Consider the following 24,267-nt stretch of genomic DNA (forward strand, 5'->3'; position numbering starts at 1 on the left):
CAGCCCGTGGGGCTTGTCGCCCAGAGGGATCCCAGCGCTCCAGAAGGCGAAGACGCCGGCCCGCCGCTCCGTCGGGAGCTCATGGGCCAGGTGGCCGGCCGGGTGCTCCGGAACCGGTCCGCCGTTGATTCATCGCCGGTACGGTGGACGTCCGCCACGGGCCTGACGCCCGTCTCTTCGGATTGCGAGAAGTCCGATGCATCAGATTGCAGCCGACACTTATCTGGCCGCGGCGGTGGTGGTGCACCACGCCCGCGTGCTGATCGTGCGCCGTAGCTACCGCGAGCGATTTCTGCCCGGTGCCTGGGGGGTGCCGTGCGGGAAGCTCGATCGTGGGGAGTCCGCCGAGAGCGGCGCCCTACGGGAGTTGAAGGAAGAGACCGGGCTCCTCGGCACGATCGTCGCGCACACCGGCTCGACCAGCTTCCTGAGCGACTACCAGGGCCGCCGCGTCCACAACCATCAGGAGAACTTCGTCGTCCGCCCGCTCACACTGGATGTCGTACTGCCCAGCGCGGACCAGGCCTACCGCTGGGTCCGGCCCGCCGAGCTGGCCGAGGCCGGGGTGGACGCCTACAACCTCACGGTGATCCGCCAGGCGCTCGGCGGCCGGCTGGACACCGCCGGGCTCCACGCCGTGACGGCCCGCTTCGTGCGCCCGGGTCCGCCCCCTTTCAGTAGCCCAAAGACCCTGCCAGAGCGTCGAGTTCGGCAAGATAGACGGCCGGCGGCAGCGGAGTCTTGGGCGGTGGATCCGCGCGCTCGGCGCGGGCGGCACTGACGTCACCCACGACCCGGACGGGGCCGACGGTCCGGCCCGGGTCATCGCCGCTGTGCACGACGGAGCCGCTGCCCCCGGCACGTCCGCGGCTCCTGACATAGACATCGGTCACCGACCGCTGCGGGGCGGTCTCCAGGAACAGCGTCACCGTCGGCTCCTCGCTCACCACCCGGTGCAGAGTACGGGCGGCCAGGCCGTAGCTCCGCCCGGCGCTGTACTGCTCCGAGTGCAGCAGTCGCAGCCGTGCCTCGCCGACCCGCCGCAGGCGCCACGCCCCGCCGGGGCCGTCGATGGACTCCCGGTAGGCGACGGCGGGCACGCCGTCCGCGGCAGGCTGGTAGCACTCCATCCGTACGCTGCCGCGCACCACCGCCGAGGCGATCGCACAGCGGTGATTGTGGATGTCCTCGGAGACCGCGCCGGCCGTGCCGTGCCAGAAGTGGACCCGCAGCATGAACCGGGGCGCGCCGGGCAGCAGCAACAGCTTGTCGAAGCCCAGCACATGGCGGTACGAGAGCCGGATGCACTCCGCAAGCTCCAGATCACCCACGGATAATCGGCGCACCAGCGGACCGAGCGTGCCGGGGTGCGCCAGCTGGGCGATCACCTCGCGCGCCGACTCGGGCGAAGGCGGCTCCGGCCCCCCGCCCAGCCGTTCCACCAGCAGCCGCCGGGCCTCCTCGACCTGCATCTCCGACTCCCCTTCGCCGACCCCCTGGTCCCGCACCGCCCCCTGGCCCCGCACCGTCCCCTTGGCCCCGCACTGTCCCCTTGGCCCCGCCGCACCGGCCTCCTGAACCGCACCGGCCCGGGACATCACCTCGCCGACCGCTCCTCGGAACCGAACCCGGCGCGCCTCACGGCCGGCAGACCATCAGGGCATACCGCCGCAGCACCGACAGGCCCTGATACGCCATCCACACCGGATGGCCCATGGGTCCGTCGTCCCACCGCCACACCCCGCCCTGCTGCATCCCGTGCACCCGCGCCACGGCAGCGGTCAGCTGCGCCTCCCACACCGGCAGCCCCACCTCCTCGGCCGCCACCTGCCGGGCGCCGTCCGTCATCAGCGCACGGGCCACCCACGCGGCCGCGAAGTGCCGTACGGACAGCAGCTCCTGATGCAGCGGATCCTCCTGGACCGGCCGCCGTACCTCCTCCTGACAGTTCTGGAGATCGGCGGCGCCGCCCCCGGGCGCCTCCGGTCCGGCCAGCAGCCAGCGCAGCCCTTCCTCGCGCACCGTGCGCTGCCGTTCGTCCTCGCCCAGCACCCGTGCGGCCCGGTCCAGCGCCACCACCGCCCGCGCGGTGTGCACCGCGGACGGCGCCGGATTTCCGTGGCCGGTGGCCAGCGCCGCGCCCCAGCAGCGATGGTGGTCGCGTGCCGGATCGGCCGTGGCGCCGTTGACCAGCACCTCACGCAGTCCGCCCAGCGCGGTGGCCCCGGGCGCCGCCCGCAGCAGCCCGCGCAGCACATTCGTGACCACGTAGGTGTTCGCCAGCCCCGACGCGTCATGGTCCGGGTCCCACAGGACCTCGCAGGAGCGTATTTCGGCCTCCAGCAGCCGGGGATCGGCACCGGCCCGCGCCAGCGCACCCAGCACGATCGCGGACACCTCGGGGCGCGCCCCGCTGCCCTGGGAACGGGCGGCCCACCCGCCGCCGGGAAGCCGCAGCCGCCACAGCGTCTCGGCGACCTCACCGGCCCGTATTCGGCCGTCGTACGGCGCGATGTCGAGCAGCAGATGCAGCCCGTACGCCGTGCCGAACGCCGTCGGATGCACCGGCGGCTCGCTCTCCGCGAGGGAGTGCGGCCAGCCGGTGAGCGGCCCGCGGCCGGGCACCTCGATCACCGCGAGGCCGCGCCGCAACGCCTGGTAGGTGCCGTCCACCAGCTCGGGCAGCGACCCGGCGGGGGAGGGCACGGGGACGGGCGGGGGCACGGCGGATGCGGCCGCACCGCGCGCCCGCAGCAGGGCAGCCGCCAGCCACACCACGGCGCCGACACCGACACCGGCGGTCGCCGCCACGCAGTAGCGCGCCGCCTCACCCGCGAGATTCTGCGGCAGGATCCCCAACAGCGCCTGGAACACCGCGAACGCGGCGGCCGGAACGCCCAGCCGCCCCAGCCAGGGCAGCAGCCGGGACGGGGCCAGGGCCCGCGGAGCGTCGTCGGAGGGCGGGCCGGGGTCCGGCACGGGCGCCTGGTCGGCCGCACCGGAACGCTGTGGTGGTAAGTCCTGCCGCAGCACCATCTGCTGCTCCCTCCCCCCGGGCGCGCGCCCCCGCACGGCCTGTGCGAAGGGCATCCCGATCAGTGTAGGAATCCCCACTGACAGCGGGGTCGCACACCTGTCGCAGCCCTTCCCGGCCATCGCCCCCGGTCATCGCCCCCCAGCAGGGCGAGGCCCCGCAGTCCTCCAGGGGCTGCGGGGCCCTCGCCGCGATCCGGTCAGGCGCTCGCCATCGCGCACTGGCCGCGGTCGGCCTTCATCGGGCCCGCAGTGGAGGGGCGGACGTCGAAGTCGAACATGGCGGTGGGTACGTACAGCGAGCAGCAGGCATTGGGAATGTCGACGATGCCGCTGATGCGTCCCTCTATGGGCGAGGAGCCGAGCAGCAGGTAGGCCTGCTCTCCGCTGTAGCCGAACTTCTTGAAGTACTCGACGGCGTTGAGGCAGGCCCGGCGGTAGGCCAGCGTCGCGTCCAGGTAGTAGTTCGTGTCCGTGTCGTGGTCGACGGAGACACCAATGAAGGTGAGGAACTCCGTGTACCGCGGCTCGACGTTGCCCGGAATGAAGACGGGGTTGGTGGTGATGCCGTACGTCTCCATGCCGCCCTTGATCAGTTCGACGTGGAAGTCGATGAAGCCGCCCATCTCGATGGCGCCGCAGAAAGTGATCTCACCGTCGCCCTGGCTGAAGTGCAGATCGCCTCCCGAAAGCTTGGCGTCCTTGACGTATACGGGGTAGAAGACCCGCGAACCGCGTGTGAAGTTCTTGATGTCGTGGTTGCCTCCGTTCTCGCGGGCGGGCACCGTACGCGCGCCTTCCGCGGCGATGCGGGTGGCGAGGTCTCCGGTGGCCGTGCCGGCGAGCGCATGGGAGCTGTCCGGCGGTACGGCGAGTGGCGGGACCCGGTTCGGGTCGGTGTCGATCAGTGCCTTCTCGCGGGTGTTCCAGCGGGCGAGCATCTCGGTGGACGGAGCGGTTCCGAAGAGACCGGGGTGGGTGATCCCGGTGAAGCGGATCCCGGGAAGGTGGCGGGAGACCGCCTGCTGTCCGTGGAAGTCCCATATGGCCTTGTAGGCGTCCGGGAAGTAGTCCGTCAGGAAGCCGCCGCCGTTGGCCTTGGCGAAGATGCCGGTGTAGCCCCAGCTCTGGCCCGCCGCGTCGCCGGTCTGCTGCGGCACGGGGCCGAGGTCGAGTATGTCGACGACGAGCAGGTCACCGGGTTCGGCGCCCTCCACGCCTATCGGGCCGCTGAGCATGTGGGGGATGGTCAGGTCGATGTCACGTACGTCGTCGGCGGAGTCGTTGTTGCCGACCTGGCAGTCGGTCCAGTCGCGGCACTCCATGCGGAATTCCGCTCCCGGCTTCACCATGGCGACGGTGGGGATGTCCGGGTGCCACCTGTTGTGCCCGGGGACGTCCTGGTCACGCATCGACTTGCTCTGGTCCACTGTGAAGACAATTTCGGGCATGACAGCTCCTCATTTCTGGTCCGGTCACGCTGGTGCGCCCGCGCTTTCGGCCTCCGGGGCCGCAGGGGGCTTCTGCCGCGACTTCCGGGTGAGCGGCCACAGCGCCACGAACACCACCACGCCGAAGGCCGCGAGTGCGATGGCGGTCTCGGTGGGGTGCTTCCAGTAACCGGAGAGCAGCAGCGCCGCGGGAATCACGCCGGTGACCCAGCCCTCGATTGCCGTGACATAGCCCGTATAGGTGGTGAGTCTGTCCAACTTCAGACCGAGCAGCAGGAAGAACAGGAACCATAGGAATGCCCAGTAGAGCCAGATCACGCCGAAGGGGTAGTCCTTCAGGAGATGGAAGCTGGCGAACGAGTATCCCAGGGCCGCGACGGCCACGAACAACGAGTAATAGCCGACGCCGGTGGTGTCGAGACCGGCGAGCAGTCCGATACCTACATAGAGGTAGGTGAAGCCGAACAGGTAAATGCCGGATACCGCCAGGATCTTGGTGGGATCACCAGCGGCGGCAATGATGAGGTAGGTCGGCGTCAGCACCTGCAGTGCGCCTACGAAAAGGTTGAACACCGCTGCGGCCCGGCCATCGACCTTTCCGAGCAACAGCATTCCGTTGAGGAAGAGCACCGCACCGACAAAGAGCAGTCCCACGTTACCCACGGGGACGCACCTCCTCAGTCCGCGTGGGCGGAATCGGCGAAGCCCGCCTGCGACGTTCTGCCTGGCCGACCACCGCCCTCAGGGGCGCGGCAACCGGGAGAGCGCGGGATGCGGGCGCCTTGGCACCCTCGTGCGTGGCGGCACCTCGGAGACCACTGCCGGGGCCTCACGGGCCCGCTCCTCCCGGTCTTGGAGGGCGGCGACCGTGTGCGAGGTCAGCGTGAGGCCGGGCGAGGAGTACACGCGTCTCGCGGCGCCTGCGCAAACAGGGCAGCCATATGCTTTGGGCGCCGTACCGATCGCCAACTTCACGTCGAAGGGCCCACAGCGGCTGCATAGATATTCATAGGTTGCCATCAGCAGCCTCCGGATGCCGGTGGACGCTGGTCAACCCGAGTGCGGGTGCGGCGCGCCTCGATCAGCGTGCGCCACAATCCACTTCGTCTCTTTCAAGGAGACGTCTCGTAGATCCACATGTCAAGTCCCTGACGGCTGGGGCCCGGCCTTTGCCGGAACGCCCCGGTGGCGAGCCGGGTGATCACCGCTCCCGCTGCGCTGTATCCCTATCCACCGGCACAGTTCGTCCCTTGTCGACGGGCATTGCAGCGCCGATGCCCACTCGACTAAAATTCAAGATCACCGGCGAACCGTCCTGGTCCAAGATGACCCGCCGGTTTACAGGAGCAATGGCCCCCCACCGATGGAGGACGGCCATGGCAAAGATTCTTGCGGTGCTCTATCCGGACCCCGTGGGCGGCTATCCCCCCGATTACGCCCGCGACGAGATCCCCACCATCACCGGCTATCCGGGCGGTCAGACCGCGCCGACCCCGCAAGCCATCGATTTCACCCCGGGACAGCTGCTCGGCTGCGTCTCGGGAGAACTGGGACTGCGCCGCTTCCTGGAGGAGCGGGGCCACACCTTCGTCGTCACGTCCGACAAGGAAGGGGCCGGCTCCGCACTGGACCGTGAGCTGCCCGACTCCGACGTGGTGATCTCGCAGCCCTTCTGGCCCGCCTATCTGACCCCCGAGCGCATCGCAGCGGCCCCCCGGCTCAAACTCGCGATCACCGCCGGAATCGGGTCGGACCACGTCGACCTGCCGAGCGCCATCTCCCACGGCATGACGGTGGCGGAGGTGACCTTCAGCAACAGCATCAGCGTGTCCGAGCACGCCGTCATGCAGATGCTCACCCTGGTGCACAACTACCTGCCCGCCCATGACTGGGTGACCACCCAGAAGGGCTGGAACATCGCGGACAGTGTGTCGCGCGCCTACGACATCGAAGGCATGGACGTCGGCGTCCTCGGCTCCGGGCGTATCGGCCAGGCGGTGCTGCGCCGCCTCAAGCCGTTCGGCGTCACCCTGCACTACTGCGATGTGCACCGGCTGCCCAAGGGCGTCGAGGAGGAGCTGGGACTGATCTATCACCCCGACGTCCGTTCGCTGGCCTCCTCGATCGATGTCCTGTCGATCCACACTCCGCTGCACCCGCAGACGCAGAACCTCTTCGACGACGAGCTGATCGGAGCCATGAAGCGCGGTGCGTACATCGTCAACACCGCACGCGCGCTCATCGTCAACCGGGACGCCGTGGTGAGGGCCCTCAACAGCGGACAGCTGGCCGGTTACGCCGGTGACGTCTGGTATCCGCAGCCGCCACCGCCCGACCATCCCTGGCGCACCATGCCGTACGAGGCGATGACACCCCATGTGTCCGGTTCGACGCTGTCCGCGCAGGCCCGCTACGCCGCCGGGGCCCGGGAGATCCTGGAGTGCTGGCTCGACGGGCGCCCCGTCCGCCAGGAGTACCTGATCGTCGACGGCGGCGGGCTCGCCGGGGCGGGAGCACGCTCGTACACGGTCGCCTGAGAGCACAGGGCGGCCGCGGCGCACGAGAAATCGCCGGAAGTTATTCAGTGGTCTTTGAAAGATCCAGAATTCTTGGAGGAATTCCAGCAGAAAGATCTACCACCCTCCTGTGAGCGGACTCACGCCGAAATTCCTGGACGGGCGCGAGGTGAGACCTTTAGCGTCCGTAAATAGTTGGATTTTCCCTTATGCGAAGGCAACGGCGCCGCGCATACTGTTTCGCAAGAAAACCAAGGTCAACGCCGGGAAGGTGGATCAGTGAGCAGCACGGACGCCGTGTGGGTACGAGGCGTGAACGGCATTCAGATGCATCACGTGACCGACCTGCAGGATGCCGGCAGATTTCTGGGTAACGCGGCCATGGCGCTGCGGTCCGCACATGTGCGGACCGGCTCCGACCGGTACTCCAGCATTGCTGCCGAGCTCAGGAGCCTGGTGGAGCGGGTGCGGGAGCTGGAGGACGAGGCCCGGTCGACCATGCACGACCTGCACTCCACCGACCCCGAGCGGTTCCTCCGCTGCCGGGACGGCCACGAGCCGTGGCCCGGTGAGATCCCCGCGGGCTTCATCCCGCGCCACACCTGCAAGGACGAGTGCCTCTACCACGACCGTGAGGTGCTCGAGGCCATCATGCAGTGCACCTGCGGCCGGCCGCCGTGCCGGGCGTGCGAGATCGGCGGAAAGCTCTGACGCGCACGAGTCCGAGCGCGTACCGAGGGAGCCCCCGCACGGGGGCTCCCTCAGTGCTTTCCCGCGTCCGCACACTGCCTACGGGGCAGCCCTCAGTCCGCCGCTCGCGATGAGGCCAGCAGAATCACCTCCAGCGTCCGCGGCCCGTGCACTCCCTCCACCCGGTCGAGTTCGATGTCGCTGGTGGCGGACGGGCCGGAGATCCAGGTCAGCGGGCGCTCCGGCGCCAGCCGCGGCAGCGCCTCCGGCACCGAGCCGACCACCTGGTCAGGGACCCGGACGACACAGAGGTGATGGTCGGGCACCAGCGTGATCCGACGCCGGCCCTGGTCGGGGCCGCCGTCCAGGACGAGGGTGCCGGTCTCCGCGATGGCCACCGCACAGCCCGTCAGCACACTGTCCACGGCATCGAGTTCCCGGGGCGTGCTCGATGCGCGGTCCCCGACGAGGGTGACCCCGGCGCCGGCCGTCCACGAGGCATCCAGGCCCGGCGGCACCAGCACCGTCCGTGCCCCGCGCTCCGCCAGCAGGCGGCGGATCAGCGACGGCAGCTCCCCGGCGGTGCTGCGATGCACCAGCGCCCGGTAGTCCGCGAGATTCTCCGCGAGCAGGTCGACGTCCTGCGCGGCGGTACGGGGCCCGTGCACCCGGTGATAGTCGCGCACCACCGGCGGATCGTCCGGCCCCTCACCGCGCGGCACATCCGCCAGCGCCCGGCGCACCCGCCCCAACACCACGTCCCGGCTGCTCACTTGGCGCCTCCTTGCCGCTCGGACGAGGTACCGCGGGTGCGCTGCCACCAGTCGCGGAAGGACTCGGCCGGTACCGCGGGCAGTTCACGCGTCGCCGACCAGGCGCGCCCCGGCCCCGGCAGCCGCCGTGGATGCAGCCGCCGGGTGCGGGCCGCCAGCCGCGCCCCGGCACGCAGCACGCCCGGGTGATCGAAAGCCCAGGCCGCCGCGCGCATCGCGGCCCGCTCCGCGGCATGCCCCTTGGCCGGCTGGAGGACGGTCCGCGCCCCGCGCCGGGTGACCGGCCCGCCCTCGACGACCCGCTCGCGCAGATGCAGCAGCACCTCGGGGATGTCGATGGCGACCGGGCACACCTCGTAGCAGGCCCCGCACAGTGACGACGCATACGGCAGCGAAGCCTCCAACGCACCCTCGATTCCGCGCAGTTGCGGGGTGAGGATGGCGCCGATCGGGCCGGGGTACGGCGAGCCGTACGCATGCCCGCCGGCCCGCTCGTAGACCGGGCAGACGTTCAGACAGGCCGAGCAGCGGATACAGCGCAGCGCCTGCCGTCCGACGGTGTCGGCGAGGGTGTCGGTGCGCCCGTTGTCGAGCAGTACGAGATGGAAGGTCCGCGGCCCGTCGCCGTCCGTCGTGCCCGTCCAGGTGGAGGTGTACGGGTTCATCCGCTCCGCGGTGGAGGAGCGGGGCAGCAGCTGCAGAAAGACCTCCAGGTCCTGCCAGCGCGGCACCACCTTCTCGATGCCCACGACGGAGATCAGCGTCTCGGGAAGGGTCAGGCACATCCGGCCGTTGCCCTCGGACTCCACGACGACCAGGGTGCCGGTCTCGGCGACCATGAAGTTGGCGCCGGAGATCCCGACCTTCGCGGACAGGAACTTCTCCCGCAGATGCAGCCGCGCCGCCTCGGCCAGCTCGGCGGGGGAGTCGGACAGCCCCTCGGGTGCCGGCCGCCCCCAACTCCCCATCTCCCGGCGGAAGATGTCGCGGATCTCGGAGCGGTTGCGGTGGATCGCGGGGACCAGGAGGTGCGAGGGCAGATCGTCGCCGAGCTGCACGATCAGCTCGGCCAGATCCGTCTCGTACGCGCGGATGCCGGCCTCGGCCAGTGCCTCGTTCAGCCCGATCTCCTGCGTCGCCATCGACTTGACCTTGACGACCTCGCGCTCACCGGTCTCCCGCACCAGCCGGGTGACGATCCGGTTGGCCTCGTCCGCGTCCACCGCCCAGTGGACCTGCCCGCCCGCGGCGACGACCGCGGCCTCCAGCTGCTCCAGATAGTGGTCGAGATGGCGCAGCGTACGGTCCTTCACCGCGGCGCCCGCGGCCCGTAGCTGCGCCCAGTCGTCCAGCTCGGCAACGGCCTTGGCCCGCTTGTCACGGATGGTGTGGGTGGCGTGGGTGAGGTTGGCACGCAGCCGGGTGTCGCGGGTGGCGGCGGCCGCGGCCCGGGGGAAGTCCGGCATGCCCAGGTAGGTGCCGCTCATCGCACGCCCCCTTCCGTACTGGCCAGGATCTCGGCGATATGAACCGGGCGGACGGGCGAGCCCTGCCGGGCCAGCGTCCCGCCGATGTGCAGCAGACAGGAGTTGTCGACCGTGCAGACCGCCTCGGCGCCGGTGCCCAGGACATTGCGGACCTTGTCGGCCCCCATGGCCGCCGACACCGCCGCGTTCTTCACCGCGAACGTGCCGCCGAACCCGCAGCACTCCTCCGCGCCCGGCAGCTCCCGCAGCTCCAGCCCCTTGACCTGTTCCAGCAGCCGCCGCGGCCGGTCGCCCAGTCCCAGCATCCGCAGCCCGTGACAGGTGGGGTGGTAGGTGACGGTATGCGGGTAATAGGCGCCGACATCCGTCACCTTCAGCACATCCACCAGGAACTCGGTCAGCTCATACGTCTTGGGCACCGCGAGCGCCGCCGCGTCGGCGAGCTCCCGTCCGCGCCCCTCTGCCGCCGCCTTCGCCCCGATCCGCGGATAGTTGTCCCGCACCATCGCGGCGCAGGAACCGGACGGGGTGACCACATACTCGTAGTCGCGGAACGCGTGGTCGAAGCGGCGCACCAACGGCTCGGTCGCATGGCGGTATCCGGTGTTGAACTGCGGCTGACCGCAACAGCTCTGCCCGTGGGGGAAGTCGACCTCCACCCCCAGCCGCTCCAGCAGCGCCACCACCGCCTGCCCCGTCCGCGGATGGAGCAGATCGTTGATGCAGGTGACGAACAGTGCTACACGCACGTTGCCATCTCCTTTCGGCCGCTCCGGCCTCTGGCGGCCATCCGCTTCCGCGGTACATGATCACCTGTCGGCTCATCCTGCCCCAGCAGCAGGCCGAGGAGAAGAACCGGGAGCGGAGGACCATGTCGAACGCCGGACACATAGCCGAGGACCGGGCGCCCGGCGGCGCCCGCCCGCCCTCACAGCTGCGGCAGCTGGCCGCCGCCTCCATCGGCAACGCCGTCGAGTGGTACGACTGGTACGCCTACTCCTTCCTCGCGGTCTACTTCGCGGGGCAGGTCTTCCCGGAGGGCGCCGGCAACTCCCTGGTACCGCTGCTTTCGACCTTCGCGGTCTTCGCGGTCGGCTTCTTCATGCGGCCGGTCGGCGGACTGCTGATGGGCGCCATCGCCGACCGCCGCGGACGACGGACCGCACTGACCCTCACCATCCTGCTGATGGGCGGCGGCAGCCTGCTGGTCGCGCTCACCCCCACCTATGCGACCACCGGACTGCTGGCACCGCTCGTGCTGGTCATCGCCCGTCTGGTGCAGGGCCTGTCGGTGGGCGGTGAGTTCGCGGCCTCCACGACCTTCCTCGTCGAATCGGCGGGGCCCGGCCGGCGCGGGCTGTTCTCCAGCTTCCAGTACGTGTCCACCACCGCCGGCCAGCTGCTGGCGTCCGGGACCGCGGCCCTGCTCGCGGCGCTGCTCACCGAGCAGCAGATGGGCCAGTGGGGCTGGCGGGTGGCGTTCCTCTTCGGCGCGCTGCTGAGCCTGCTGGGACTGTGGATCCGGCGTGGCGCCCAGGAGACCCTCCACTCCGCGGAGACCCCTGACGCCAAGCAGCAGACGGCCGACCGACCAGGCCTCTTCGAGGCGCTGCGCCGCCACCCCCGCCAGTCGCTGCTCATCTGCGGCATCACCGCGGGCGGCACCATCGCCTACTACACATGGACGACCTACCTGCCCACCTACGCGCAGGTCAACGCGGGCTTCGACAAGGGTGATTCGCTCACCGTCGGTACCCTCTCGCTCGTCTTCTTCGCGCTGCTCCAGCCGCTCGGCGGCATGCTCTCGGACCGTATCGGCCGCAAACCGCTGCTGCTCGGCTTCTCCCTGGGCTTCGCCGTCCTGGCCGTTCCGCTGCTGCACCTGGTCACCGACGCGTTCGTCTCGCTCCTGCTGGTGCAGTGCGCGGGGATGGTGCTGCTCACCGGATACACCTCGGTCGCCGCGGCCGTGAACGCCGAGGTGTTCCCCGCGCGGGTGCGGGCCGCCGGCATCGGCTTCCCGTACTCGCTCACCGTCGCCCTCTTCGGCGGCACCGCCCCGTACGTCGGCACCTGGTTCAAGCAGGCCGGCCACGCCGGTCTCTTCCCCTGGTACGTGGCCGCGCTGTGCCTGGTGTCGTTCTTCGTCTATCTGACGCTGCCGGAGACGGCCCGGCAGAAACTGGACAAGTAGGGCCTGTCGTGCGGATCAGCCCGGCCCCGCGGCTGATCCCGAGGACAGGCCCCGGCCCGGCGGACACGAAGGCGCCGCCCGTCCCGGGACAGGGACGGGCGGCGCCTTGGGGATGTGGTCTGTCAGACGAGCCAACCCACGAAGTGCAGGATGTTGGCCAGCAGATGGGTGAGGATGTCCATGGGGATTCGTCTCCTTGAAGTCGGGGGACTCAACTCTCCGGCCCAGCAAGGGATATCGACCGGAGGCGCGGTAACGGTCTGCAGCACGTCGCTCGCGCCCCGTCATCATGGCTCGTCGCTGCGAGTCAATTGAAGGCCTTCCCTCTTCGATCATGCTTACCGGCGAACACTCGCTCCCGCGTTCGTTTGTTCGCATCGTGTGGAGTCCTCGCGATGTCCCCTATGGCACCCCTGCCGGCCTTTGAGGGGGCATGGCGGTGCTTGTGCGGACACAGTGGCCGCGCCGCGCGTGACCTTTCTCATTTTCGATCTCATTGCTGAAATGCAGCCGGGCGGTATTCGCCTGGAATTGACGTGCAATCAGAAGTGCCGGGCGCCCGGGCAAGGGCGGACATATACCCGAAAGTGAGATCACTGAACTCGCCGGTAGCGAAACGGTGCGTCAAGAACTCCATATTCCCGCCGGAATCCCTCGGTGCCGGTGTCCGAGTTTCACAAGACGATCACGTGTTAGCGTCCGTCGCCGCGAACCGAATACGCGAAAGGAAACTCCGTGGGCCACCTGCACCACTTCAGCGCGGGCTGGATATCTCCGGTTCTCGCCTATGCCATGGCATGCGTGGGATCCGCCCTCGGCCTGCGCTGCACCGTAAGGGCGCGAGCGGCCGAGGGGCGCTCACGCCGTAATTGGCTGCTGACCGCCTCCGTCGCCATCGGCTCCGGCATCTGGACCATGCACTTCATCGCCATGCTCGGCTTCGGGGTCACCGGCAGCCCGGTCCACTACGACGTCCCGCTCACCGTGCTCAGCCTGCTGATCGCCATGGTGGTCGTCGGCGCCGGCGTCTTCACCGTGGGCTACGGCGCCCCCGGACTGCGCTCGCTGCTGCTCGGCGGGCTGGGCACCGGTGTCGGCGTGGCGGCCATGCACTACCTGGGCATGGCCGCCATGCGGCTGCACGGGCACGTCGACTTCGACCCGGCCCTGGTCGCGCTCTCGGTCGTCATCGCCGCCGGCGCCGCCACCGCCGCCCTGTGGGCCGCGCTCAGCGTGCGGGGCACCGTCGGCGCGGCCGTGGCCTCCCTCGTCATGGGGCTCGCCGTCTGCAGCATGCATTACACCGGAATGGCTGCCGTGCGCATCGAATTGACGCCCAGCCGTGCGCCGTTGCCGGGTGTCGTCGCAATGGAATTCATCTTTCCGCTGGCCGTCGCACTCGGTTCATTTCTCTTCCTCACAGCGGCCTTTGTCGCTCTGTCCCCGACCGCCCGCGAACGTGCTGCAGCCGCCTCCGTCGATTCGCTGCACGAGCACTGAACTCCCCATCTCGCCCGACCTGTTGAGGAATTCATGCACAGACGACAGACCCCGGACCATTCCGGGCCCGCAGGGGAGGCCCAGCCGCCCGGGAGCGGCTGCCCCAGACATGCGCTGCCCGCAGCTGCCAAGTCCCCGGAATTCACCGCGGATTACCGTATTCGCCTGATGCCCCGATCGGTGCGCGCGAAGATCGTCGCGCTGCTCATGGTCCCCGTGGTGTCCCTGATCGCCCTCTGGGCGTTCGCCACCGTCACCACCGCGCGGAACGTCTCCGATCTCCAGCGGCTCAAGGACGTCAACGCCACCCTGGTCGCCCCGGTCGGGGACTTCGTCTCCGCCGTACAGGAAGAACGCAGCGCCGCGGCACGCGCCCTCGCCTCCCCTGATCCCGGACGACAGCAGACGCTGCGTGAGCGGCAGCGGGCCACCGACTCCGCCGCGGTCGACCTCCGGGACGGCATCGCCTCCGGCAGCGCCGACGTGGCGGCCGTCGACCCCCAGCTGCCCGGCCGTATCGACCGGCTGCTGCACGACGCCGACGGGCTGGCCGCGCTGCGCGGACGCGTCGACGGGGACAAGCCCGACCGGGACCGTCTGGTCGCCGGCTACACCGGCGTCGTCGAGGACGGTCTCGCCACCGTCGGTGCGCTGACCGGCCTGGAGAAGACGGCGGTCTCCTCGGAGGTGCGCGTCGTCCTGGAACTCTCCCGGGCCCGCGAGGCGCTCGCCCGCGAGGACGCGGTCCTCGGCGCCGCCCAGCTCTCCGGCCGGATGTCACCGGGGCAGTTCGACGCGTTCACCGGCGCGGTGCACACCCAGCGCGCACTGTTCACCGCCGCCGTCGACGATCTGCGGCCCCATGACGCCGCGGCCTACCACCGGATCCTGGACGGCGCGGCCTACCGCGAACTGCGCGCCGCCGAGAACGCCGTACGGGACGCCGGCGCGGGCACCCCGGCCGCCACCGCCGTCTCCGCCGTGCACTGGACCGATGTCAGCGACACCGTCCTGCACGACCTGCGGACCGCCCAGCGGGCCGCGAGCACCGGGGCGGCCCATGACGCCGACCCGCTGTCCGCCGGCACCCTCGGCGGACCCGGGATCGCCGTCGCCCTGGGCCTGGCCGGCGTCCTGCTCTCGCTCCTCATCTCGGTCAAGATCGGCCGTCGGCTGGTCGTCGAGCTGGAGGAGCTGCGCAACTCCGCGCTACGGGTCGCCCGCCGGGATCTGCCCGCCGCCATGCGTCTGCTGCACGCGGGCAAGAAGGTGGACATCGACGCCGTCGCCCCGCTCGGCGCGCGCGGCACCGGCCGCGACGAGGTGGGGCAGGTCGGCGAGGCCCTGGTGGCGGTGCACCGTGCCGCGCTCCAGGCGGCGGCCGGCCGCGCCGAGGCCCTCAGCGGTATCTCCGGTGTCTATGTGAGCCTCGCGCGGCGCAGCCAGCTGCTGCTGCACCGCCAGCTCGCCTTGCTGGACACCATGGAACGCCGTACCGAGGACCCGGTGGAACTGGAGGACCTCTTCCGGCTCGACCACCTCACCACCCGGATGCGGCGGCACGCCGAGAGCCTGATCATCCTCTCCGGCGCCGCGCCCGGACGGGGCTGGCGCCATCCCGTACCGCTGCTGGACGTGGTCCGCGCGGCCGTCGCCGAGGTGGAGGACTTCCCGCGGGTCGAGGTGCAGGCCCTCGTCGACGCCCGGCTGATCGGCGGCGCGGTCGCCGACCTCACCCATCTGCTGGCCGAACTCGTCGAGAACGCGGTGATGTTCTCGCCGCCGCAGACCACGGTGCAGGTGCGCGCCGAACGGGTCGGTGCCGGTATCGCCGTGGAGATCCACGACCGCGGCCTCGGTATGGACAAGGAGGCGCTCGACGAGGCCAACCGCCGTATACAGGACGCCGAAGAGGTCGACCTGCTGGACACCGAACAGCTCGGTCTCTTCGTCGTCAACCGGCTCGCCCACCGCAGGCACGTCAAGGTGGCCCTCCAGCCCTCACCGTACGGCGGCATCACGGCCGTGGTGCTGGTGCCCGACGCCCTGCTCGCCGCGGGAGCGGACGAGGAGACGCCGGACGCGCGGAGCCCGGAGCCGTCCGAGGAGAGTGCCTCGCTCTTCCACCGGCGGCGGCCGGCCGCACACCGGGTCCCGCCGGCCGTGGTGCCACGCCGCAACGCGCTCCCGCCCGCCGCGGCCGACACAGCGGCGGAACACCCCGCGCCCGGCACAGCGGCGGAACGCCCCGCGCCCGCGCACCGCGCACCCGCCGCCTCCACCCCCGCACCGCCGTCCGACACCGCGGCAGACACGGACGCCGTTCTGCCGCGCCGGGTGCGCCAGGCCAACCTGGCGCCCGAGCTGCGGACGAGTCCGGACCAGCAGCCCGAGTGGGTGCCGCGCACCGAGGGCACACCCGCACCGCGCCGGTCTCCGGAACAGGCCCGCGCCACCATGGCGTCGCTGCGCGCCGGCTGGGCGCGCGGCCGCGGGGCCACACCTCCCCAGCACCCGCAGCCCGCGCCTCGGGAGCCGCAGGAGCAGCCGCACCCGCAGGGCCCGCGGCACCCGAACGGGACGAACGACAATGCATCACGAGGAGAAGAAACACCATGACCGTCGACCAGCAGCTGTCCGGCGAACTCAACTGGCTCCTCGACGACCTGGTCTCCCGTGTGCTGGAGATCCGCTCCGCCGTGGTGCTCTCCGGCGACGGCCTGGCCGTCGGCACGTCCAGCGGACTGACCCGTGACGACAGCGAGCGCTTCGCGGCGATCGCCTCCGGCTTCCACAGCCTCGCCAAGGGAGCGGGCCGGCACTTCGCGGCCGGCCAGGTCATCCAGACCATGGTCGAGCTGGAGGGCGGCTTCCTCTTCGTGGTGGCGGCCGGCGACGGCTCGTGCCTGTCGGTGTTCGGCGATGCCGAGGCCGATATCGGCCTGGTCGCCTACGAGATGGCCCGGCTCGTCAAGCAGGTCGGCGCACACCTCGGTACCCCCGTGCGCGCAGGATCGGAGTGACCGGCCTGCCATGACCGACTCCACCCCGCGCTGGTACGACGACGAAGCGGGGCCGATGGTCCGGCTCTATGCGATGACCGCCGGGCGGGCCCGGCCGAGCAGTGCGGCCTTCGATCTGATGGCCGTGGTGCAGGCCGAACCCCGCCCGGACGAGGCCCCCGCGCTGTCGCCCGAGCAGCACACGATTTTCACGCTGTGCGGCGAACGCCCCCGCCCGGTCGCCGAGGTCGCCTCCGACTCCGGGCTGCCCCTGGGCGTGGTCCGGGTGCTGCTGAGCGATCTCCTGGCCGAGGGGCTGATCCGCGTCAACCGCCCCGTGCCGCCCGCCCAGTTGCCCGACGCGCACATACTCAGGGAAGTGATCGATGGACTCCGCGCGCTCTGACTCCTTCATGGCCCTCAAGATCCTGGTGGCCGGAGGGTTCGGCGTGGGCAAGACGACCCTCGTCGGTTCCGTCAGCGAGATCCGCCCGCTCAACACGGAGGAACGGCTGACCGAGGCCGGCCGCCCCGTCGACCGGCTCGACGGGGTCCAGCAGAAGACCACGACGACCGTGGCCATGGACTTCGGACGGATCACCATCCACGACGACCTGGCGCTGTATCTGTTCGGTACGCCGGGACAGGACCGGTTCTGGTTCCTGTGGGACGAGCTGGCGCAGGGCGCGCTCGGCGCGGTGGTGCTCGCGGACACCCGGCGGCTCGCCGACAGCTTCGCGGCCATCGACTACTTCGAGCACCGCAGCATCCCGTTTGTCGTCGCCGTCAACTGCTTCGACGGCGTCCGCGCCCATCAGGCGCAGGAGGTGGCCCGGGCCCTGGACCTCGATCCGGAGACCCCGGTGCTGCTGTGCGACGCCCGGGAGCGCGCGTCCTGCAAGGAGGTGCTGATCGGTCTGGTGGAGCACGCGGCCTCGTCCTACGAGGCGAGACTCCCCGCCAACTCCGTTTCTTCATAGGCTGGTTGAGAGTCCTCCGTCAGCATTCCGCGGATGCTGACGGCCGCGGCGCGGCCGGCCCGGTTGGCGCCGATGGTGCTCGCCGACGGCCCGTAACCGACGAGGTGCACCCGCGCGTCACGGAGCGTGCGGGTGCCCTCCATCCGGATTCCGCCACCCGGCTCGCGCAGCCGGAGCGGGGCGAGGTGGTCGAGGGCGGGGCGGAAGCCCGTCGCATAGAGGATCACGTCGGCCTCGACCGTGCGCCCGTCGCCCCAGACCGCCCCGGTGGGCGTCAGGCGCTCGAAGAGCGGCAGCCGCTCCAGCACGCCGCTCTCCCGCCCCCGCCGGATCGCCTCGGTCATCGGCAGCCCGGTCACGCTCACCACGCTCCGGGGCGGCAGCCCCTGCCGGACCCGCTCCTCCACCAGCGCGACCGCGGCCCGGCCCTGCTCCTCGCCGAACGGCCCCTCGCGGAACACCGGCGGCCGGCGGGTCACCCAGGTCGTGGCGGCCGCCACCGGCGCGATCTCCAGCAGCTGCTGTACGGCCGACGTCCCGCCGCCCACCACCACGACCCGCGCCGCACGGAACGCCTCCGGCCCCCGGTACTGCGCACTGTGCAGCTGACGGCCGCCGAAGACCTCCTGCCCGGGGATCCGCGGCCAGAACGGCCGGTCCCAGGTCCCGGTCGCATTGATCAGCGCCCGCGCCGCATAGTCCCCCTCCGTCGTCTCGACCAGCAGCCGTCGCCCTCCCTCAAGTGCCCCGACAGACTCCGTAAGGGCCCCGAGAGACCCCGCACGGGCTACGACAGGCTTCGTCCAGGCGGGAAGCCCACCCTCCTCACGCACCGCTGTCACGCTCACCGGCCGGTGCACCCGCAGCCCGAAGGTCCGCTCGTAGTCGTCGAAGTACCCGCCGATCACCTCGGACGACGGGCGGCGCGGATCGGCGCCGGTCAGTTCCATGCCCGGCAGCGCATGCATCCCGTGCACTTTGTCGTACGTCAGCGTGGGCCACCGGAACTGCCAGGCACCGCCCGGGCGTGGAGAGTGGTCGAGCACCACGAAGTCCCGGTCCGGCTCATAGCCGACCCGCCGCAGATGAAAGGCGGCAGCCAGGCCGGCCTGCCCGGCACCGACCACCACGACCTCGACCTCACGCACCCCGGTGTAGTTCATGCTTCTACTAACCGGGGGAGGGGGTCGGGTCTTCCCGTGGGACGCACCGGTCCTTCCGGGGCTCCGGCCGGCCGCTCCGTACGACAGGGTGGTCCATACCAGCCCCGGGAGCGCCGTGGCCGGGCCGATGAGGAGCGGTGCCGCTTCCCCTCGGCCAAGCCACAGCGACCCCCATGACGCTCAGCGACCGCCGGCGATCAGCAGCGGTGCACCACCCGGCGCGGAAGCGGGCCGGCCATTGGCCGCCGGTACACCGTCCAGAGGAGCGGGGCCCGCATCCAGCAGCCCCCGGGCGGCCAGGTCCGGCCGGACGCCCTCGCCGAACCAGTACGCCTCCTCCAGGTGCGGATAGCCGGACAGCACGAAGTGCTCGATGCCCAGGGAGTGGTACTCCTCGATCCGATCCGCCACCTCGGCATGGCTGCCGACCAGCGCGGTCCCGGCGCCACCGCGCACCAGGCCGACCCCCGCCCACAGATTGGGCGAGATCTCCAGCTTGTCGCGGGAGCCGCCGTGCAGCGCCAGCATCCGCTGCTGCCCCACCGACTCGCTCTTGCCCAGCGCCTGTTGCGCGGCCGCCACCGTCTCCGGATCGAGGTCGTCCAGCAGCCGGCCGGTGGTCGCCCAGGCCTCCTTCGACGAGTCCCGCGAGATCGTGTGCAACCGGATGCCGAACCGGACCGTACGCCCCTCCTTCTCCGCCAGCCCGCGAATCCAGTCGATCTTCTGCTTGACCTCCTCGGGCGGCTCGCCCCAGGTCAGATACACATCCACATTCCGGGCGGCGACCGGCCCGGCGGCCGCGGACGAGCCACCGAAGAAGATCTGCGGCAGCGGGTCCGGCGGCAGCGCGGTCAGACCGCCCTCGACCTGGTAGTGCTCGCCCTGGAAGTCGAACGGCCGGCCACCCCACACGCCCCGTACGATCTGCAGGAACTCATCGGTACGGGCATACCGCCGGTCATGGCCTAGATGATCGCCGAACCGCTTCTGCTCGGTCGAGTCGCCGCCGGTCACCACATTCAGCAGCAGCCGCCCGCGCGAGATCCGCTGATAGGTCGCGGCCATCTGCGCCGCCAGCACCGGCGAGATCACCCCCGGCCGGAACGCGACCAGGAACTTCAGCCGCTCGGTGACCTGGGTGAGCGCCACCGTCGTCAGCCAGGCGTCCTCGCACCACGTACCGGTCGGTGTCAGCACCGCCTCGAACCCCAACTGCTCGGCGGCCTTGGCGATTTGGGCCAGATACTCGATGTCCGGGGCCCGTACCCCGCTCACTGGGGTGATGCGGTCACGCCGGATCCCGCCGTCGGTGTAGGCATGCCGGTCGACGAGGGTCCGCCCGTCGCCGCCGGTCGGCAGAAACCAATGCAGGTGTACGGACATCTCAGTGGGCCTTTCCATAGGTACGCGGCGCCGTGCCCGAAGGCGGCAGGTCACCGTTGAAACGGGGGTCGACGAACTCCCCGAAGTCGAAGGAGCGGGGGATCAGCTTCAGCGCCGCGAACGAGTCGACGATCTGCTGCTCGGAGGCGATGGCGGCCTTGTCCACGGCCACCGCGACCGCCGTCCCCCGGGTGCGCTTGACCGCGTCCAGCGCCACCTTTTCCGGCAGCCCGGTCTCCTTCGCCCAGGCCTTCGCCCAGACGTCGGGGTGCTTGAACACCCAGTTCTGTGCCCGCCGCAGCCGGTCGGTGTAGTCCTTGAGCGCCGCCGACTTCTTCTTGTCGTCCAGCGCGGCCGGCGCGGCAACCTGGAAGCTGAGCCCGTTGACCAGGCCCTGACCGGTGGTCAGCACCCGCGCATCGGCCTGATCCAGGGCCTGCGAGGTATACGGGTCCCACACCGCCCAGGCATCCACCTTCCCCCTGGTGAACGCGGCGAGCGCATCGGCCGGCTGAAGGTAGTTGAGCGTGACGTCCTTCGCCGTCAGCCCGGCCTTCTTCAGCGAGGCGACGAGCTGGTAGTGCGCGGAGCTGCCCTGGGCCACGGCGACCGACTTGCCCTTCAGCTGCGCCGGCCGCTTGAGCGGGGAGTCCTTCTTCACCAGGATGGTCTCGCCGTCCGACCTGCTGTGCGACCCGGCGATCACCTTGATCTTCGACTTCGCCGCGGCGGCGAACACGGGCGGGGTGTTGCCGACAGCGCCGACATCCACCGCCCCGGCGTTGACCGCCTCCAGCAGCGGCGGGCCCGAGGTGAACGTCGACCACTTGATCTTGTACGGAAGGTTGTCCAGCTCGTCGGCGGCCCGCAGCAACGCCTCCGAACCGCCCTTCTGGTCACCGACGTTGAGGGTCAGCGAGCCCTTGCCGTCGGTCCCGCTCCCGGTCCCGCCGCCCCCCTCGGCCCGCGACGAACCACCGCAGGCGGCCAGCAGCAGGGTGAACGGAAGCAGCAGGGCGGCTGGGGCGAGGTGGCGTGCTCTCATGGGGTGTTGTGTCCGTTTCAATCTTGGAATGGTGGAACGGTCGGTCTTTGGGGCGGTTGGTCTTTGGAACGGTCGGTCTTCGTGTGGCCGGGGGAGTGGTGGGCCGGCCCCGACGTGGTCAGGCAGCAGCGGCGGAGCGGTCTTCCGTGGCCTCCGCCTCCGCCTCCGCGGGGTCGGTCCCTCCCGCCCCGTCGTCCGTACTGCCCTCCACACCGAGCCGGTCGAGCAAACGGGCACGCAGGGCGCCGAACCGCGGATCGGCGATGTCACGCGGCCGCGGCAGATCCACCGTGGTCTCGTACGCGATCCGGCCGCCCTCCATCACCAGCGCCCGGTCGGCGAGCAGCAGGGCCTCCTCCACGTCATGGGTGACCAGCAGGACCGCGCAGCCCCGCTCCCGCCACAGCTCGGCCACCAGGCGCTGGGCCTTGATCCGCGTCAGCGCATCGAGCGCCCCGAACGGTTCGTCGAGCAGCAGCAGATCGGGCTCACGCACCAGGGCCCGGGCGAGCGACGCGCGCTGCGCCTCACCGCCGGAGAGCGTCTTCGGCCAGGCATCCGCCCGATGACCGAGCCCGACCTCGTCCAACGCCGTTACGGCGGCCTCACGTTCGGGGCGTCCCGGCAGCCCCAGCAGCACATTGCGCCAGACCCGCTTCCAGGGCATCAGCCGCGGCGCCTGGAACGCCACGGCCTTCCGGCGCGGCACCAGCACCTCACCCTCGATCTCCCGGTCGAGCCCGGCCAGCACCCGCAGCAGGGTCGACTTACCGCAGCCGCTGCGCCCGAGCAGCGCCACGAACTCGCCCGGCTGGACGGTCAGTTGCAGATCATCGATAACGGCACGGTCGCCGAAGGCACGCACCAGCCCCGCCACCTGTACGGCGGCACCGGAAGGCGCGGAGCCCGGATCCTTCCCGGCCGCGGTGTCGGTCACTGACCCGTGAACGTCGGTCACTGACCCGTGAACGTCGGTCGCCATTGCAGCAGCAGCCTTTCGAGGGTACGGACGAGGAAGTCGGCGATGAGCCCGAGGATCGCGTAGACCACCAGGCACACCACGATCACGTCGGTGCGGAAGAATTCCCTGGCCTGGTTCATCAGGAATCCGAGGCCGTCATCGGCGTTGACCTGCTCACCGAAGACCAGCGCGAGCCAGGCGGTGGCCAGCGAGTAGCGCAGCCCCGTCATGGCGCCCGGCAGCGCACCCGGCAACACCACATGCCGGATCAGCCCCCACCGGCTCAGCCCGAGCGAGGTCCCGGCCTCCACCAACTGGGCATCCACACCACGGATACCGGCATAGACATTCAGATACAGATGGAAGGCCACACCCAGCGAGATCAACGCGATCTTGGGCGCCTCACCGATCCCCAGCCAAATGATGAACAGCGGAATCACACCCACCCACGGGATGGACCGCAGCATCTGCACGGTGGCGTCGACAAGATCCTCGCCGAGCCGCGAAAGCCCCGAGGCGAGCGCCAGCACCACGCCGGTCACCCCGCCCAACACCAGCCCCACCGCGACCCGTTGGAGAGACACCAGCATCGCCGACGGCAGCGTCCCGTCCGACAGCAGATCCCCGGCAGTGGCAGCGATGGTGCCGGGCGACGCCAGGATGTCTTCCTCCAGAGCCCCGCTCGCACTGAGCACCTGCCACAACACCAGCAGCGCTACGGGCCCCACCGCACGACGCAGCCACCGCGGCACCGACCGCCGCCGCCCCGAAACCGGAACGACACGATCGAGCACGGGCCCGCCGCCACGGGAAGCCGACTCCGCCCGCGCCTTCACGCCCTTGGAAAGCGACGGTCGCGCTGCGTCAGCGGCACTATCGGGTGGGGCATGGCCGGCCACGGCCTGGTCGAGAGACATAAAGGCTCCACGGGAGAGGAACTGAGGGGAGGGGAACGGAGACGAGGGGGAGACGAGGGGCGGTCACATGCCAGGACGCCCCACGACCCCTCACCCGGACAGCAGCAAGGAACCGGGTACGGGGAATCCGGGACAACCGGCAATAACGGAAGGGGCGAATGCGGGACGGACGCGGCAAACCTAGGAATGCCACAAGGCCACAGGGCCGCAAGACCACAAACCCACAAGGCCCACAGGCCTGAAGAGAGACCAGAACTGCCGGGTCCCAAGCCACGAAAGGCGAAACCTAAAACGTCATCAGCGACATCATCGGCATCAACGACACCATCGGCATCAGCGTCAGCACCGTCCTCAGCGCCGCCAACGCCCTCAAGAACAGCAGCGCATCAGCAACGGCCGCCGCGGCGACACGCGGCAGAGGCCACCCGCACCAGGTCGATGTGACCGCGCGTGGTGAGCAGGGCTGATGTAGACATGTCGCTGAACGTAGCGGTGCGCTCCGACAGGGGTCAAACGTCGTCTCGGCTGGTGGACCTTTGTTGCCGGAACATGGAGACAGCATTGCGGGCGACACCCGCGGGGGTGCGGACGAGAGCGGGCCGTCCATACGAAAATGAACGCATGAGCACCGCATTCACCACCCGCACCCTTGCCGTCACCACCGGCTCGACGGAAACCGTCACCGACCTCACCGCCGACTGCGCCGCATTCCTCCGAGAGGCGGCAGACGGCCGCGACGGCCTGCTGAACATCTTCGTCCCGCACGCGACTGCCGGCATTGCCGTACTGGAAACCGGCGCAGGAAGCGACGAAGACCTCCTGGCCGCATTGCACGACCTCCTGCCCGCCGACAACCGCTGGCGCCACCGCCACGGCAGCCCGGGCCACGGCCGCGACCACGTCCTGCCCGCCCTCGTCCCACCCCACGCCACCCTCCCCGTGGTAGCGGGCCGCATGGAGCTGGGCACCTGGCAGTCCGTGTGCCTGGTCGATACCAACGTCGACAACCCGAACCGCCAGGTACGACTGAGCTTCCTGGGGTGACCGAGATCGTCCTGGGGTGGCCGCGAATTCTCCGTATCCTGCGTGCCCGAAACCGAGAGACCTTGCGCGGTACGGACGTGAACGTGGTCGATCGCCCTGTGACGAATCGGAAAGCGCCTGCCCGG

Annotated in this window: 24 protein-coding genes; 10 read left to right on the forward strand and 14 right to left on the reverse strand. The window is 70.4% G+C overall.

Features of this window, described 5'->3' with window-relative positions:
• The first annotated feature begins 196 nt into the window (after positions 1-196).
• On the forward strand, positions 197-781 hold the full coding sequence (locus NUT86_RS35685) for an NUDIX hydrolase (RefSeq protein ID WP_342456272.1): 585 nt from the start codon (positions 197-199) through the stop codon (positions 779-781).
• On the opposite strand, the gene NUT86_RS35690 is transcribed toward NUT86_RS35685, so the two are convergent.
• The 5 genes from NUT86_RS35690 to NUT86_RS40745 form a co-directional block, all read right to left on the reverse strand.
• On the reverse strand, positions 675-1,472 hold the full coding sequence (locus NUT86_RS35690) for a hypothetical protein (RefSeq protein WP_274739498.1): 798 nt from the start codon (positions 1,470-1,472) through the stop codon (positions 675-677). The genes NUT86_RS35685 and NUT86_RS35690 overlap by 107 nt on opposite strands.
• Positions 1,473-1,638: 166 nt before the next feature.
• Entirely contained in the window at positions 1,639-3,090 is a 1,452-nt protein-coding gene (locus NUT86_RS35695) for a hypothetical protein (RefSeq protein WP_229837887.1), read from the reverse strand.
• Between the two features lie 143 nt (positions 3,091-3,233).
• Positions 3,234-4,484: a formamidase gene (fmdA, locus tag NUT86_RS35700; protein WP_159484751.1), complete on the reverse strand. Its 1,251-nt coding sequence runs from the start codon at positions 4,482-4,484 to the stop codon at positions 3,234-3,236.
• A 24-nt stretch (positions 4,485-4,508) separates the two neighbouring features.
• Positions 4,509-5,147, reverse strand: a complete 639-nt coding sequence (locus NUT86_RS35705) for an AmiS/UreI family transporter (RefSeq protein WP_020397710.1) — start codon at positions 5,145-5,147, stop codon at positions 4,509-4,511.
• Positions 5,148-5,225: 78 nt separating this feature from the next.
• Positions 5,226-5,504, reverse strand: coding sequence for an FmdB family zinc ribbon protein (locus NUT86_RS40745; RefSeq protein ID WP_159484749.1), 279 nt, complete (start codon positions 5,502-5,504; stop codon positions 5,226-5,228).
• 356 nt (positions 5,505-5,860) lie between these two features.
• On the opposite strand from NUT86_RS40745, the gene NUT86_RS35710 reads away from it, so the two are divergent.
• Together NUT86_RS35710 and NUT86_RS35715 are read left to right on the forward strand one after the other, a co-directional pair.
• Positions 5,861-7,021 (forward strand): NAD-dependent formate dehydrogenase, encoded by a 1,161-nt coding sequence (locus NUT86_RS35710; RefSeq protein WP_148589818.1) that lies wholly within the window; start codon positions 5,861-5,863, stop codon positions 7,019-7,021.
• 306 nt (positions 7,022-7,327) lie between these two features.
• A complete protein-coding gene (locus NUT86_RS35715; protein ID WP_078518555.1) occupies positions 7,328-7,711 on the forward strand; it encodes a hypothetical protein in 384 nt (127 codons plus the stop codon).
• 92 nt (positions 7,712-7,803) lie between these two features.
• Here the strand turns inward: NUT86_RS35715 and NUT86_RS35720 are convergent, their stop codons facing one another.
• Genes NUT86_RS35720 through NUT86_RS35730 form a run of 3 tightly spaced genes read right to left on the reverse strand, consistent with a single transcriptional unit; the run spans position 7,804 to position 10,699 of the window.
• Positions 7,804-8,463 (reverse strand): LutC/YkgG family protein, encoded by a 660-nt coding sequence (locus tag NUT86_RS35720; RefSeq protein WP_274739501.1) that lies wholly within the window; start codon positions 8,461-8,463, stop codon positions 7,804-7,806.
• Positions 8,460-9,950: a lactate utilization protein B gene (locus NUT86_RS35725; RefSeq protein ID WP_266444924.1), complete on the reverse strand. Its 1,491-nt coding sequence runs from the start codon at positions 9,948-9,950 to the stop codon at positions 8,460-8,462. The genes NUT86_RS35720 and NUT86_RS35725 overlap by 4 nt, the downstream gene beginning before the upstream one ends.
• Positions 9,947-10,699, reverse strand: a complete 753-nt coding sequence (locus tag NUT86_RS35730) for a (Fe-S)-binding protein (protein ID WP_274739503.1) — start codon at positions 10,697-10,699, stop codon at positions 9,947-9,949. Before NUT86_RS35730 ends, NUT86_RS35725 begins: the two co-directional genes overlap by 4 nt.
• A 122-nt stretch (positions 10,700-10,821) precedes the next feature.
• Between NUT86_RS35730 and NUT86_RS35735 the strand changes: the two genes are divergently transcribed.
• The 6 genes from NUT86_RS35735 to NUT86_RS35760 all read left to right on the forward strand — a co-directional run bounded on the left by NUT86_RS35735 (position 10,822) and on the right by NUT86_RS35760 (position 17,626).
• Complete coding sequence (locus NUT86_RS35735; RefSeq protein ID WP_274740732.1) at positions 10,822-12,144, forward strand: MFS transporter; 1,323 nt, start codon at positions 10,822-10,824, stop codon at positions 12,142-12,144.
• 735 nt (positions 12,145-12,879) lie between these two features.
• The gene (locus tag NUT86_RS35740; RefSeq protein WP_274739504.1) at positions 12,880-13,644 is read left to right on the forward strand and encodes an MHYT domain-containing protein; all 765 of its coding nucleotides are present in this window, start codon (positions 12,880-12,882) and stop codon (positions 13,642-13,644) included.
• Between the two features lie 168 nt (positions 13,645-13,812).
• Complete coding sequence (locus NUT86_RS35745) at positions 13,813-16,263, forward strand: sensor histidine kinase (protein WP_274739506.1); 2,451 nt, start codon at positions 13,813-13,815, stop codon at positions 16,261-16,263.
• Complete coding sequence (locus tag NUT86_RS35750; RefSeq protein WP_018088594.1) at positions 16,260-16,667, forward strand: roadblock/LC7 domain-containing protein; 408 nt, start codon at positions 16,260-16,262, stop codon at positions 16,665-16,667. Before NUT86_RS35745 ends, NUT86_RS35750 begins: the two co-directional genes overlap by 4 nt.
• A 10-nt stretch (positions 16,668-16,677) precedes the next feature.
• Positions 16,678-17,052: a DUF742 domain-containing protein gene (locus NUT86_RS35755; protein ID WP_018088595.1), complete on the forward strand. Its 375-nt coding sequence runs from the start codon at positions 16,678-16,680 to the stop codon at positions 17,050-17,052.
• Positions 17,033-17,626: a GTP-binding protein gene (locus tag NUT86_RS35760; RefSeq protein WP_159484739.1), complete on the forward strand. Its 594-nt coding sequence runs from the start codon at positions 17,033-17,035 to the stop codon at positions 17,624-17,626. The genes NUT86_RS35755 and NUT86_RS35760 overlap by 20 nt, the downstream gene beginning before the upstream one ends.
• Here the strand turns inward: NUT86_RS35760 and NUT86_RS35765 are convergent.
• From NUT86_RS35765 to NUT86_RS40750, 6 genes are all read right to left on the reverse strand, one after another.
• On the reverse strand, positions 17,587-18,789 hold the full coding sequence (locus NUT86_RS35765) for an NAD(P)-binding domain-containing protein (protein ID WP_274739509.1): 1,203 nt from the start codon (positions 18,787-18,789) through the stop codon (positions 17,587-17,589). The genes NUT86_RS35760 and NUT86_RS35765 overlap by 40 nt on opposite strands.
• Positions 18,790-18,969: 180 nt before the next feature.
• The gene (locus NUT86_RS35770) at positions 18,970-20,175 is read right to left on the reverse strand and encodes an LLM class flavin-dependent oxidoreductase (protein WP_274739510.1); all 1,206 of its coding nucleotides are present in this window, start codon (positions 20,173-20,175) and stop codon (positions 18,970-18,972) included.
• Between the two features lies 1 nt (position 20,176).
• Positions 20,177-21,220: an ABC transporter substrate-binding protein gene (locus tag NUT86_RS35775; protein WP_274739512.1), complete on the reverse strand. Its 1,044-nt coding sequence runs from the start codon at positions 21,218-21,220 to the stop codon at positions 20,177-20,179.
• Positions 21,221-21,338: 118 nt separating this feature from the next.
• Positions 21,339-22,202 (reverse strand): ABC transporter ATP-binding protein, encoded by an 864-nt coding sequence (locus tag NUT86_RS35780; protein WP_401849786.1) that lies wholly within the window; start codon positions 22,200-22,202, stop codon positions 21,339-21,341.
• On the reverse strand, positions 22,175-23,098 hold the full coding sequence (locus NUT86_RS35785; RefSeq protein WP_262371297.1) for an ABC transporter permease: 924 nt from the start codon (positions 23,096-23,098) through the stop codon (positions 22,175-22,177). Before NUT86_RS35785 ends, NUT86_RS35780 begins: the two co-directional genes overlap by 28 nt.
• Positions 23,099-23,484: 386 nt before the next feature.
• Entirely contained in the window at positions 23,485-23,574 is a 90-nt protein-coding gene (locus NUT86_RS40750) for a putative leader peptide (protein WP_362608349.1), read from the reverse strand.
• Positions 23,575-23,719: 145 nt separating this feature from the next.
• Between NUT86_RS40750 and NUT86_RS35790 the strand changes: the two genes are divergently transcribed.
• On the forward strand, positions 23,720-24,142 hold the full coding sequence (locus NUT86_RS35790) for a secondary thiamine-phosphate synthase enzyme YjbQ (RefSeq protein ID WP_018088602.1): 423 nt from the start codon (positions 23,720-23,722) through the stop codon (positions 24,140-24,142).
• The last annotated feature ends 125 nt before the right edge of the window (positions 24,143-24,267 follow it).

It is taken from the genome of Streptomyces sp. G7(2002), from assembly GCF_028870195.1.
In the GTDB taxonomy this organism is placed as follows: Bacteria; Actinomycetota; Actinomycetes; order Streptomycetales; family Streptomycetaceae; genus Streptomyces; species Streptomyces nigrescens.

Coding starts and splice junctions, on each gene's coding strand:
- NUT86_RS35725 (WP_266444924.1), bottom strand. CDS start 9,950: ATGAGCGGCACCTACCTGGGCATGCCGGACTTCCCCCGGGCCGCGGCC.
- NUT86_RS40745 (WP_159484749.1), bottom strand. CDS start 5,504: ATGGCAACCTATGAATATCTATGCAGCCGCTGTGGGCCCTTCGACGTG.
- NUT86_RS35710 (WP_148589818.1), top strand. CDS start 5,861: ATGGCAAAGATTCTTGCGGTGCTCTATCCGGACCCCGTGGGCGGCTAT.
- NUT86_RS35775 (WP_274739512.1), bottom strand. CDS start 21,220: ATGAGAGCACGCCACCTCGCCCCAGCCGCCCTGCTGCTTCCGTTCACC.
- NUT86_RS35750 (WP_018088594.1), top strand. CDS start 16,260: ATGACCGTCGACCAGCAGCTGTCCGGCGAACTCAACTGGCTCCTCGAC.
- NUT86_RS35735 (WP_274740732.1), top strand. CDS start 10,822: ATGTCGAACGCCGGACACATAGCCGAGGACCGGGCGCCCGGCGGCGCC.
- NUT86_RS35685 (WP_342456272.1), top strand. CDS start 197: ATGCATCAGATTGCAGCCGACACTTATCTGGCCGCGGCGGTGGTGGTG.
- NUT86_RS35785 (WP_262371297.1), bottom strand. CDS start 23,098: ATGTCTCTCGACCAGGCCGTGGCCGGCCATGCCCCACCCGATAGTGCC.
- NUT86_RS35770 (WP_274739510.1), bottom strand. CDS start 20,175: ATGTCCGTACACCTGCATTGGTTTCTGCCGACCGGCGGCGACGGGCGG.
- NUT86_RS35715 (WP_078518555.1), top strand. CDS start 7,328: ATGCATCACGTGACCGACCTGCAGGATGCCGGCAGATTTCTGGGTAAC.
- NUT86_RS35760 (WP_159484739.1), top strand. CDS start 17,033: ATGGACTCCGCGCGCTCTGACTCCTTCATGGCCCTCAAGATCCTGGTG.
- NUT86_RS40750 (WP_362608349.1), bottom strand. CDS start 23,574: ATGTCTACATCAGCCCTGCTCACCACGCGCGGTCACATCGACCTGGTG.
- NUT86_RS35780 (WP_401849786.1), bottom strand. CDS start 22,202: ATGGCGACCGACGTTCACGGGTCAGTGACCGACGTTCACGGGTCAGTG.
- NUT86_RS35790 (WP_018088602.1), top strand. CDS start 23,720: ATGAGCACCGCATTCACCACCCGCACCCTTGCCGTCACCACCGGCTCG.
- NUT86_RS35690 (WP_274739498.1), bottom strand. CDS start 1,472: ATGCAGGTCGAGGAGGCCCGGCGGCTGCTGGTGGAACGGCTGGGCGGG.
- NUT86_RS35695 (WP_229837887.1), bottom strand. CDS start 3,090: ATGCCCTTCGCACAGGCCGTGCGGGGGCGCGCGCCCGGGGGGAGGGAG.
- NUT86_RS35745 (WP_274739506.1), top strand. CDS start 13,813: ATGCCCCGATCGGTGCGCGCGAAGATCGTCGCGCTGCTCATGGTCCCC.
- NUT86_RS35765 (WP_274739509.1), bottom strand. CDS start 18,789: ATGAACTACACCGGGGTGCGTGAGGTCGAGGTCGTGGTGGTCGGTGCC.
- fmdA (WP_159484751.1), bottom strand. CDS start 4,484: ATGCCCGAAATTGTCTTCACAGTGGACCAGAGCAAGTCGATGCGTGAC.
- NUT86_RS35755 (WP_018088595.1), top strand. CDS start 16,678: ATGACCGACTCCACCCCGCGCTGGTACGACGACGAAGCGGGGCCGATG.